A 10,370-nucleotide genomic window follows, 5' to 3' on the forward strand; every position below is an offset into this window, starting at 1 on the left:
CGACTAGACAGTGGTCGGTTAAATAGTCAGATCTGCGTCAAATTATAGGCATAACGTTATTTCTCATCTTGAATGGCAGTGATAGTCTCGTGCAACAAATTGTGAACAGGGTTCCAATTATTGTTCACGTGATGGGTAAAAAAATTAAAGGAAGAAATGCGTATGTTAACTGAAATGTATGTCAACACCCGTTTAGCATTGGAGTCGTTTGCCAAAGATAAGCGCGGTGTTACCGCCATCGAATATGCGATTATCGGTGTCGCGATTTCTGCGATCGTGTTAGCTGTATTTAATGGTGGTGATGCTGATAGTGGTTTACGAGGTGCTTTGGAGAATGCAATCACTAAAATCACTACCAATGTAGACGCTGCAGCTGGCGCTGGTCAAGAAGCTGGTAAAGAATAAGGCAAAACTAAACAGTAGGCCTTAATCACAGTGATTGCTCTTCCATTATTGATTGGTTCCTGTTTGCTGGTGTGTATGGTTAGCGATCTGAGACGACGCACTATCGAACATTGGGTGCTAGCGGTAATCACTGTGGTTGCAGGGGGCATTGTTTACTGGGCTCAGCTCCCTGTCGGCAATGCGCTAATACAGGCTAGCTTGGTTTTGGTGGCCGGCTTTGCTTTATTTTGGCTCGGTGTGTGCGGTGCTGGAGATGTGAAGCTGCTAGCAGCGATAAGTCTCGCGGTGAGCGAACAATGGTGGCCATGGATGTTGTTTTTAATGGCCATTTTGGGCGGCCTAGTCGCTGTCGGGCTTTTGCTGGCCAGCTGGTTAGGAAAGCCCGAATGGCGTGCCCATGGTGTGCCTTATGCCCTCGCTATCGCGCCATCGGGAATGTTCGCCATATGGCTTACCTTAGCGAGTGTCGCATAGTGATATTCACGGTGGCGGTGTACGCAATGTAACGTCGCCGCTCCTCTTATATGTTTGATCGATACAACTATCGCTTCCCACCGTGGTTTCCGGTTGTTTAGAGGGACTATGAATTCAAAATTACTCTCCTTGATTGCCTTTTTGGCCATTGCCATCGGCCTGTACGGTTTATTGCAGCCTAATCAGTCGACGCAGCCGGTGCAAACTGAGGCGTCAACAGCATCACCCGAGGTTGTCTACAAGGTGATAACGTTGAAATCTGGGCTCGACCGTGGTGAGACGATTGCACGAGATAATCTGATCATCGAAACCTGGCCAGAGAACAAAGCCAACCAAATGGGTATTGACGCTGATATGGCAATCCCCGAAACCAATGGCGAGGCTTTATTAGCCAGACGATCACTGGCGGCCGGCGATATTCTCTATCCGGACGCTGTGGTGTCTCCGCAAAGCCAAGATTATCTCGATTACGTCACACAAGCCGATCGTATTCCCTTTCCGCTTGAAGTTTCAGCAACCTCAGTGGTCGGTGGGGCGGTGCGCGCTGGGGCATTGGTCGATATTATGGCGCTTGCCTCCACCGATCAAAACCTTGCCAATGAGACCACAGTGCGTAGCTTTCGCGGTGTGTCCCTCGCGCCTGTATTAATGGGCGTGAAAGTCCTCAAAGTTGCGCAATCGCGTCAAGAGGCGACCCGCAATCAACCGGCGTCTACGGACACCACCTTGATTTTGGAGCTTACCCGTAAGCAAGTGGCCACCATGACCATTGCCAAACGCATCGCCCAACTTGAGGTTCACAAGTCGCTGGGCAAAGCGTCGCCTAAAGATATGTCCGCCAACGCTGGCGATGTTCTAGATGACTATCGAGCGATTACAGAGTTTCGGGCTGATACTGCCGTTATAAAATAAGGAATTTGTATGGAAGCGCCGCACTTTTGTCGCCGCTGGATGTTGGCATTATTGTTGAGCTGGGTCGCGATGGCGGCCCATTCTGCCCCTATGGTGATGAATATCGCCAAAGGCCAGGCAGAAGCATTGCAAGTCAATCAAACGATTGGCTCGGTATTCGTCGCTGATCCCGCGATAGCAGACTACCAAGTTATCGATAAGCGAAAAATTGTAGCGTTTGGTAAAGCGGTTGGCACAACCTCGTTACTGGTATTTGATGAAGCAGGCAATACCATGGCGGCACGTCAATTGGTCGTGAACCAAAGTATGGTCCATATTCAGCAACAAATTCAGCTGCGTTATCCGGATCTCGATATTTCAATTGATAATTTGGCTAACCAAGTGGTACTCAGCGGACGGGTGGCCAGCGAAACGCAGAAAAAAAGTATCGAACGCTTGGTGGGTGAGCTGTTAGCAAAGTCAGCCACTGAAGAAGAAGTTGAGTGGAATACGGGAGAAAATACCTACAACCTCGAGTTTATGCGCCGTTATCGCTACGACGGGATTGTCAATAACTTAGAGGTGGCCACGACCAAGCAAGTCAATGTGCAATTAACTGTTGCAGAAGTCTCCAATTCGTTTATGGAAAAGTTTGGTGTTAATTTTAGCTCGGGCGGCCAAGGCAGCGGGATCTTTGTTAATCCGTTAAAGAGTTTTAGTGCCAGCGACATCCTCACCGTCATCAGTGCGGTTGGCGATGATAATGTCGGACAAATTCTCGCAGAGCCCAATTTATCGGTGTTATCGGGTGAAACAGCCAGCTTTCTTGTCGGTGGTGAACTGCCTGTCGTCACTCGCATTGATGGTGGCGTGAATGTGCAGTATCGCGAATATGGGGTCAAACTAGAATTGGCGGCGAACGTACACAGGGACGATAAGATCAAACTCGCATTAATGCCGGAGGTGAGCTCTTTGGATGCGCAATACAGCAATGACGCCTATGATTTGCCGGCATTAAAAACACGCCGAGCCCGCACTACGGTTGAGCTGGGAGACGGCGACAGCTTTGTGCTCGGTGGCTTGTTGAACAGTGAAGAGCGTGAATCCTTATCGAAAATACCCTTTGTCGGTGATATTCCTATTTTAGGGGCGCTGTTTCGTCATACCGAAACGCAACGTAACAAGACTGAGCTGGTGATCGTCGCCAAAGTGAATTTGGTCAAACCCATACAATCAGATCAAGTGGTTATCCCACAAATTCAGCGAACGTCGACGCTTGAGCGCTTTTTCGCATTAGACGCGGTGCCTGAGCAAGCACCATTGCGCCAATGGTTGCGTAAAGGAGGCTTTATCCAATGAAAGTGACATTATGGCTAGTCGGCACCCTCCTAATGAGTGGGCTGTGGGGCTGTACACCCGCTTATCAAACCGAGGGAACTCAAGTTTTACTGGCGCCAGTAACTTATCAGTTAACGCTATCAACATCCGCGTCGCAGAGTGATTTTGAGCAATTTACTCGTTTTGCTTCTCATCATCAGAAGTTAGTACTTACTCAACCTATTACGATTGACTATAACACCCCTCGCGGTGAACAGGCGGCGAAAAAAGCGCAACGTTATTTATTGAAGTTGGGAGTAGAAAGTCAAAATATTCGGCGTCGTTCGGCGGCTCTGGAAGACGGAGATTGGCGCGTTTCAGTGGTGACTTATCAGGTAAAACCACAAGCTTGTCATCCCGTTAAAATAGCCGATGTGCGTCAGAATAAAACCGGTTGTGTGGTGACACAGAATCGCTGGCTCTCCAAGGTACGTCCTGAACGTGGCCTCAGTCATGAAGAAGGCGAATACTGATGTTTGATCTCGTTGATATATTAAAAAGTAATCAATCTCAGCAAGACGAACGCGAGAAGATTACGTCGGTATTATTCTATCAAACCGCTCCCTGTCGTTCTTTGGTGGAAGAAGCGTTTCGTTTTGAGGGCGTCGCAACGCCAGAGATCTGCAAAAACTCAGACATGGCGATCACGGATCACGTTCGTCAACAGAGTGTTGAAATCGTATTGGTTGAGTTGAATAGCAGTGAGGATGTGACGGGGGATGCTCGTCGTATTAGCCACTTATTGCCAAGTCATGCCTCTGTGATTGTGATTGGCAGTGAGGATGCGATCTCAACGATTCGTAATCTCAAAGAGATGGGATTTTATTACTTATTTTGGCCAATTACGAAACAAGAGCTGATCGATTTTGTCCGTAGCGTCAGTGATAACCGTCAGCGTAATCGTGGACCTGGCCAAAACCGTCGCGCGAAAAGAATATCGGTGATTGGCGCTAAAGGAGGGGTTGGCACGACATTGATCACGTCTGAGTTAGCGCATCAATTGGTCACCGATAAAAGCGCATCTTGCATTGTGGTTGACCATAATTACACCAGTGGCAACCTAGATATTATGTTAGGGCTAAAGAAGTTTGAAAAGCGGGAGGTGCAAAAAGGCGCGTTTTCTTCAAGCCTTGATCTATCGGCAGCGCAAAGCTTACTCACCAAACACAGTGACATGCTCTCTGTTCTATCACTGACGTCCAAACAGTACAGTTTCGACGAACTGAATGATTACCACAATAATGCCGCGGATATACTCTCATCAGAATGCAACTTCATTGTTGAAGATGTCTCGGGTTCGTCGGGCTTTACGCATCGTAACCAAGCGCGTTGGTTAGACAGTGACTGCATTATTTTGGTGGTTAGTCCAACTGTATCAGCATTACGTGATGCCGGACGATTAAAAATGACCATTGACAAAGTCGATGAAGCATCGCGGCCGCGCCTCATCCTGGTACTAAACCACTGTATACCGGAAAAGTTTGCCACCGTGACGGGGGCAGATATAGAGAAGTTCCTTCAATGCCCACTTGATGTCGTGATCCCCTTTTCGGGGAAAATTGGCGAGCTTGTGTTGGAGGGAAACCGAGTCGCGCAGGCTAAAATAAAGGCATCTGGTCCGACGCGTAAATTGGCTTCCTTGGTGATAGGTGAGTCAACAGAGCGCCGTTCAGTGTTCAATTTTTTCACCGGTTTGTGGCGTCAAAAGAGGCACGTTGAGTGATAGGCACCAAGGAAGTCTATGTAAAGATCCGTAAGCAGGTCTTTGATGCCTTAGACCCGAATGTGATTGCGGATGTGTCGCGTGAAGATCTTGAAAAGCAACTCCAGAGCGCGGTTGAGCTACTCATCAATCGTGAGCAATGGCCATTAAGTAGCACGGTAAAAAATGAGTTCGTTAAATACTTAACCGACGAGCTGATTGGTCTGGGGCCACTGCAAAATTTAATGGACGATGAAACCATCACCGACATTATGATCAACGGACCTGATTCCGTTTATATTGAGCGTAACGGTTTAGTTGAGCCCGCACCGGTGACCTTTATTGATGAAAGTCAGTTGCGTGAAATCGCCAAGCGTATTGCTTCACGGGTTGGTCGTCGGGTGGATGAATCGTCTCCTACTTGTGATGCGCGCTTAGAAGATGGTAGCCGCGTTAATATTGTTATCCCGCCGATATCCATTGACGGCACCGCGATTTCAATCCGTAAATTTAAAAAACAGAGTATTGATCTACAGAAGCTGTGTGAGTTCGGGGCAATGAGCCCAGAAATGGCCCAACTATTAATGATTGCCGCGCATTGTCGGCTCAATATTTTAATATCCGGGGGAACAGGTTCAGGTAAAACGACCATGCTCAATGCCTTGTCCCAGTTTATTGGTGAAAATGAGCGGGTCATTACCATCGAAGACGCCGCGGAGTTACGGTTGCAGCAACCTCACGTGGTGCGATTAGAAACGCGGACCGCAGGGATTGAAAACACAGGTTTAGTCGATCAACGCGACTTAGTGATTAACTCGCTACGGATGCGTCCCGATCGGATCATTGTGGGTGAGTGCCGTGGGGCCGAAGCGTTTGAGATGCTCCAGGCCATGAATACCGGTCACGACGGATCCATGTCAACGCTGCACGCCAATACACCTCGCGACGCACTGGCTCGGGTTGAATCGATGGTGATGATGGCAAACAGTAACCTCCCGCTAGAAGCGATTCGGCGCACCATCGTTAGTGCTGTCGATTTGGTGATCCAAATCAGCCGGTTGCATGATGGTAGCCGTAAAGTGATGAGTATTACCGAAGTGGTTGGATTAGAGGGCGCAAATGTGGTTATGGAGGAGATTTTTCGCTTTCAACCGGTTTATCAGCAGTCTGGTGAAGGGAAAGTGCGTGGCAACTTTATGACGGCAGGACTCATGCAACGTTCGGTGTTGATGGAAAAAGCACGTTTCTTTGGGCTTGAGGAAAAGCTTTCGTCTGCATTCAAAGCCGGGGAGGGCATGTGATTTATCTTGTAATGCTGATGGTTGGGTTGGGGTTATTGATTGTTCCTTGGCTGAAAAAACACAAACGCTATGATTATCTCGAAGAATTTAATCGAACTGAGCTCGTTGAATCCGTGATGGCAAACCAGCAAGCGGTTGATTTACGTTCCCTGGCCGATAGGAGTGTATGGGAAAACATTCTACTGCGCTGGAGCAACTTTAAGAAACAGCTGGGAGAGCGCCCAAATATTAAGTTAGCCGCACTTTTAGCGGGCCTTTTTTTTGCATCGATTCAATTTAACAACCAGTTTTTACGGGAGCCCATCTGGATAGTTACGCCGCCTTTTGTGCTTGTGGGTATGTTGATATTTTACCGTTGGCTTCAAAACCGTGAACAAAAAATGTTTGAAACGGCATTCCCGGATGCGTTGAATATGATGACCAGTGCAGTGTCTGCCGGTGAAAGTATCATGCATGCTATTTTGTATGTCGGTAATACGCTCGAAGGTGACATTGGTCGCGAGTTCCGCATTATGGGGAAACGTTTACAACTTGGTGAGTCTCCCGACGACGTGTTTCGAAAGTCCTGTCGTCGTTATCCTTATCCATCGTTTTACTTTTTTGTGATCACGCTGCGTGCCAATATGCAGCGTGGTGGCCAACTCAAAGATATTATGATGCGGCTTAATCGGATGATGTTTAATGCCCGCTCGATTGATAAGAAAAAATATGCGTTAACGTCTGAGGCGCGCACATCGGCGAAAATCGTCGCGGCGATTCCGTTTTTTTTCCTGTTTGTTTTGCAATATCTCAGCCCAGAAAACTTTGAGTTTGTGATGTTTGACCCCGATGGCAAAGTGATTCTTTATTATGTCCTTATTAGTGAAGCGATTGGGATCGCCATCGTTTGGGGATTAATGAAAAGTGTGCGCTGATAAAAGGGAATCATGATGGCACAGCATCAATGGATTTTTTTAATACTGCTACTTGTCGGCTGCGTGCTTGCTGTTGGTGCATTGCGACAGTCGCGTAAAAAACGCCAATTTCGTGACTTTAATATTGAGAACTCAACCGATCCAACAACAACCCCACTATGGGATAAGTTTGGCGCCTTTATCAACCAGCTGGTGTCTAATGACACCCATGAGGTGGAACAAAAATTTCTCGCGGCCGGTATTTACGATAAGCGTTGGAGCCGGTTATTTATGCCGATGAAGTATGCGGTATTGCTTGCGGGTAGCGTTGGTATATTTTTATTGAGCCAACTGCAACAATGGCCGAATACTTGGCTTTTGATTGGTGGCTTAGTGTGGCTGGTGATCATCATCATTGGCCCCGATGCCTATCTCAACCTACGTAAACGGGCGTTGGTGAAAGCCATTTCTAATCGACTGCCTTACATGCTCGATCTGATGGCTGTTTGTGTTCAAACTGGGATGACCATTGAAGCGTCCATTACTTATTTATCGCGTGAAATGGCGGCCTTTGACCGTGACTTGAGTTTTTTGCTCACCCGTGTGAATGAACGCTCACGGATTGTGGGGCTCGAGCAAGCACTCGAAGAGCTTTATCAGCGAGTGCCGTCTAATGAAATGCGCAGCTTTGTGATGACCCTCAATCAAAGCTTGCAATACGGCACGTCGATATACGGGGTGCTCACCACCTTGTCGGCGGATATTCGTGAAGTACAACTTTTGCAAGTTGAAGAAAAAATCGGTCAGCTCGCAGCCAAAATGTCGATTCCTTTGATTGTATTTATCATGGTGCCGATTGTGATCCTAATCGCCGCACCGGGCATTATGAGGATGCTAGCCAATGCCTAATCAGGTGAAACCTCGAATCAAACAACCGCGTTGGGCGCTGGTAGCAGCCTATATTTTGGTGCTCTCTGGGTGTGCAGCCAGTCAGCCGCCAGAGCAAAAGACGCTGACCAACGAACAAGTGTTAGAAAGTAGTGGCAATGATCGTGAGATCATTGAGCTCTACAAGCGTGAGTTAAAGCAAAAAGAATCTTCGCAGACACGAATAAAGCTGGTGAAACGTTATCTGTACATCAAAGACTATGACTCGGCGGATTTTTATCTGTCGCCTTTGTTACAAAAGACGGAGCAAGATGGACAGCCTATATCGCAGATAGGCTTACTAGCCGGTAAAGTCGCGATGGGATTAGAGCAATGGCAAACCGCCGCCTTACGCCTGAAAGAAGTACAACAATGGGATCCCAATGACAGTGAGTCGGCCAATTTGCTTGGCATACTGGCTGCACGAGAGGGAGACTTAACAGACGCGCGACAGTGGTTCAATCAAGCACGAAAGAGCATGGCCAATGATCGCACCATAAAAAACAACCTCGCATTGATTGATGTACTGGAACAGGACTTGACGGGGGCCCTTCGTCGACTGGAACCATTGCCAGAGCTCAGTGAACTTTCGGATAAAACGCGCATTACCCTATCGTTAATCTATGCCAAAACCAATCAGCGCTCAGCCTTTGATGCGCTAACATCCAGCATGGAGAGCGAGGAACAAGCCGTACTTTACCAACAATTGCAAGCTTTACCCGTGGCCGATTTGTCCTCTCTTCTTGATGTCGCGCCTCAGGTTAAAGCACCAGAGCAAGAGGGCGTTATTCAATGAGAATAAACACGCCCCATCGCCTAAAGCGAGAATCAGGCGTCGCAACGATTGAATTTGTTGGCGGTTTTTTTGCCTTTTGGTTGATGTGCGCCGCTTGGGTGGAAATGAGCTTTATGTCGTATGTATCTGCCTTGGGGGATTTAGCTATCTCAAGAGCCGCACAACATGCGAAAAAACAACAAACTGAAGACTTTCTGACCGTATTTCAACAAACCCTTAATGATGATAGTAGCCTTTGGCATGCGTTGATCGATGCGAATAATTACCGGATAAGTATCCGTTATGTTAATGAATACAACACCCTTGCCACGATCACTGATGGTTGTGAACCAGATAATGAAGATGACAAAGAAGCTGTATGTGGCGAGCCAGAGAAAGCCCCTATTGCCATTTATAATGTCAGTTATGACTATCAACCCATCTTTAATTTATTTTTGGATAAAAACACCCTTTTTTCCCGTGAAATGATAGTGATACAGGAATACCAACGTGAAACCTTTGCGCTTTAAGTCTCATCAGCAAGGCAACTTTACCGTCGAATTTGCCATCGTCGGGGTTTTCTTCGCGCTGCTGTTGGTGTTCAGTGCCGATATCATCATTAAACTGAGCGTTAAAGGTAAGCTCGAGCGCATGGCTTTTTCTGCAGCCAATATCATTAAAGAGCGCACTGAACTGTTTAGTGAGGACGGCTTTAGAGTGAACGATACTCAAGCTGAAGAAGCTTACACCATCGTCAGAAACTCCCTCACGCGTACCATGAGTAACTTTGACAGTACCAAACTCGGATTTTCGCTTCATGTTCGTCAAGGCGTTGGAGCGACGGATGAAGAGGATCAAAACAAAATTATTAGCCAGTGGTCAGCACCTTCTGGAACCCTGTGCCAGGCAGCGCCGCCGAGTAAAGATCTCAGCTTTACCACCACCTTTGGGCGACCAGCTACCTTATACCAAGTGACCGTGTGCTACGACACCGATAATTGGTACGGCAATCTGATTGGCGAAGACTTCTCGCGCGTATCGTCGCGCGCCGTAGTGATGGGGAGATAGTTTATGCGCTCACAACCAGGTTTTGCTCACTCAGCTCCCGGCTACTACCGTCAGCAACAAGGGCATGCAGCCATTTTATTCGCCTTATTTATTCCAATACTGTTTGGCATTTTTACCCTAGGGACAGATGGGGCGCGTGCGGTGCAGGACAAGGCACGTCTGGCAGAGGCGGTTGAAGTGGCAAGCCTAGCTGTTGCAGGAGCAGGGTCGGATGATAAGACACTGGCCAAGGCTTATATTCAGGACTATTTTCCCTACGCAGAAGTCGACGATAGCGATATTACCATTCGTAAAATAAATTGCGAAAACAACGCGTCGTGCCAAGACTCAGAGCAGCGTTTTTTTGAGTATCAAGTATCAGCCAAAATTCACCAACCCACGTGGTTTCCGGGCAATGAGACCATTGTTGGTTTTGGTGAGAACTATGATGTGGCAAGCGGTGCGGTGAGTAGGAAATACCATGCTAAGACTGTTGATGTGATATTTGTAGCCGATTTCTCAGGTTCCATGACTGAAACTTGGGATGGTAAAACAAAATATAAATCTTTGGTTAAATC

At 47.6% G+C, this 10,370-nt stretch carries 13 protein-coding genes; all 13 read left to right on the plus strand.

Annotated elements, in window-relative coordinates; genetic code table 11:
* Positions 1–162 precede the first annotated feature (162 nt).
* The gene (locus BZG80_RS15025) at positions 163–405 is read left to right on the plus strand and encodes a Flp family type IVb pilin (protein WP_077679719.1); all 243 of its coding nucleotides are present in this window, start codon (positions 163–165) and stop codon (positions 403–405) included.
* Between the two features lie 30 nt (positions 406–435).
* Complete coding sequence (locus BZG80_RS15030) at positions 436–879, plus strand: A24 family peptidase (RefSeq protein ID WP_077679720.1); 444 nt, start codon at positions 436–438, stop codon at positions 877–879.
* A gap of 108 nt (positions 880–987) precedes the next feature.
* Positions 988–1,791, plus strand: a complete 804-nt coding sequence (gene cpaB / locus BZG80_RS15035; RefSeq protein ID WP_077577151.1) for a Flp pilus assembly protein CpaB — start codon at positions 988–990, stop codon at positions 1,789–1,791.
* Positions 1,792–1,800: 9 nt separating this feature from the next.
* Positions 1,801–3,129, plus strand: coding sequence for a type II and III secretion system protein family protein (locus BZG80_RS15040; RefSeq protein WP_241833918.1), 1,329 nt, complete (start codon positions 1,801–1,803; stop codon positions 3,127–3,129).
* On the plus strand, positions 3,126–3,620 hold the full coding sequence (locus BZG80_RS15045; RefSeq protein ID WP_077679721.1) for a hypothetical protein: 495 nt from the start codon (positions 3,126–3,128) through the stop codon (positions 3,618–3,620). The genes BZG80_RS15040 and BZG80_RS15045 overlap by 4 nt, the downstream gene beginning before the upstream one ends.
* Positions 3,620–4,870: an AAA family ATPase gene (locus tag BZG80_RS15050; RefSeq protein ID WP_077679722.1), complete on the plus strand. Its 1,251-nt coding sequence runs from the start codon at positions 3,620–3,622 to the stop codon at positions 4,868–4,870. Before BZG80_RS15045 ends, BZG80_RS15050 begins: the two co-directional genes overlap by 1 nt.
* Entirely contained in the window at positions 4,867–6,150 is a 1,284-nt protein-coding gene (locus BZG80_RS15055; RefSeq protein ID WP_077461932.1) for a CpaF family protein, read from the plus strand. The genes BZG80_RS15050 and BZG80_RS15055 overlap by 4 nt, the downstream gene beginning before the upstream one ends.
* Positions 6,147–7,064: a type II secretion system F family protein gene (locus BZG80_RS15060; protein ID WP_077679723.1), complete on the plus strand. Its 918-nt coding sequence runs from the start codon at positions 6,147–6,149 to the stop codon at positions 7,062–7,064. Before BZG80_RS15055 ends, BZG80_RS15060 begins: the two co-directional genes overlap by 4 nt.
* 15 nt (positions 7,065–7,079) lie before the next feature.
* The gene (locus tag BZG80_RS15065) at positions 7,080–7,952 is read left to right on the plus strand and encodes a type II secretion system F family protein (RefSeq protein WP_077679724.1); all 873 of its coding nucleotides are present in this window, start codon (positions 7,080–7,082) and stop codon (positions 7,950–7,952) included.
* Positions 7,945–8,766: a tetratricopeptide repeat protein gene (locus BZG80_RS15070; protein ID WP_077679725.1), complete on the plus strand. Its 822-nt coding sequence runs from the start codon at positions 7,945–7,947 to the stop codon at positions 8,764–8,766. The genes BZG80_RS15065 and BZG80_RS15070 overlap by 8 nt, the downstream gene beginning before the upstream one ends.
* On the plus strand, positions 8,763–9,275 hold the full coding sequence (locus tag BZG80_RS15075) for a TadE/TadG family type IV pilus assembly protein (RefSeq protein ID WP_077679726.1): 513 nt from the start codon (positions 8,763–8,765) through the stop codon (positions 9,273–9,275). Before BZG80_RS15070 ends, BZG80_RS15075 begins: the two co-directional genes overlap by 4 nt.
* Complete coding sequence (gene tadF, locus BZG80_RS15080) at positions 9,256–9,813, plus strand: tight adherence pilus pseudopilin TadF (protein WP_077679727.1); 558 nt, start codon at positions 9,256–9,258, stop codon at positions 9,811–9,813. Before BZG80_RS15075 ends, tadF begins: the two co-directional genes overlap by 20 nt.
* A 3-nt stretch (positions 9,814–9,816) precedes the next feature.
* On the plus strand, positions 9,817–10,370 hold a 554-nt coding region (locus tag BZG80_RS15085), incomplete at its 3' end, for a TadE/TadG family type IV pilus assembly protein (protein ID WP_131827566.1).

Source organism: Salinivibrio sp. MA440 (assembly GCF_001996265.1).
Taxonomy (GTDB): Bacteria; Pseudomonadota; Gammaproteobacteria; order Enterobacterales; family Vibrionaceae; genus Salinivibrio; species Salinivibrio costicola.

What these genes read in the sequence shown, in the direction of transcription:
- BZG80_RS15075 (WP_077679726.1), top strand. Translation starts at nt 8,763, where the DNA reads ATGAGAATAAACACGCCCCATCGCCTAAAGCGAGAATCAGGCGTCGCA.
- BZG80_RS15045 (WP_077679721.1), top strand. Translation starts at nt 3,126, where the DNA reads ATGAAAGTGACATTATGGCTAGTCGGCACCCTCCTAATGAGTGGGCTG.
- BZG80_RS15070 (WP_077679725.1), top strand. Translation starts at nt 7,945, where the DNA reads ATGCCTAATCAGGTGAAACCTCGAATCAAACAACCGCGTTGGGCGCTG.
- BZG80_RS15065 (WP_077679724.1), top strand. Translation starts at nt 7,080, where the DNA reads ATGGCACAGCATCAATGGATTTTTTTAATACTGCTACTTGTCGGCTGC.
- BZG80_RS15025 (WP_077679719.1), top strand. Translation starts at nt 163, where the DNA reads ATGTTAACTGAAATGTATGTCAACACCCGTTTAGCATTGGAGTCGTTT.
- BZG80_RS15040 (WP_241833918.1), top strand. Translation starts at nt 1,801, where the DNA reads ATGGAAGCGCCGCACTTTTGTCGCCGCTGGATGTTGGCATTATTGTTG.
- cpaB (WP_077577151.1), top strand. Translation starts at nt 988, where the DNA reads ATGAATTCAAAATTACTCTCCTTGATTGCCTTTTTGGCCATTGCCATC.
- BZG80_RS15050 (WP_077679722.1), top strand. Translation starts at nt 3,620, where the DNA reads ATGTTTGATCTCGTTGATATATTAAAAAGTAATCAATCTCAGCAAGAC.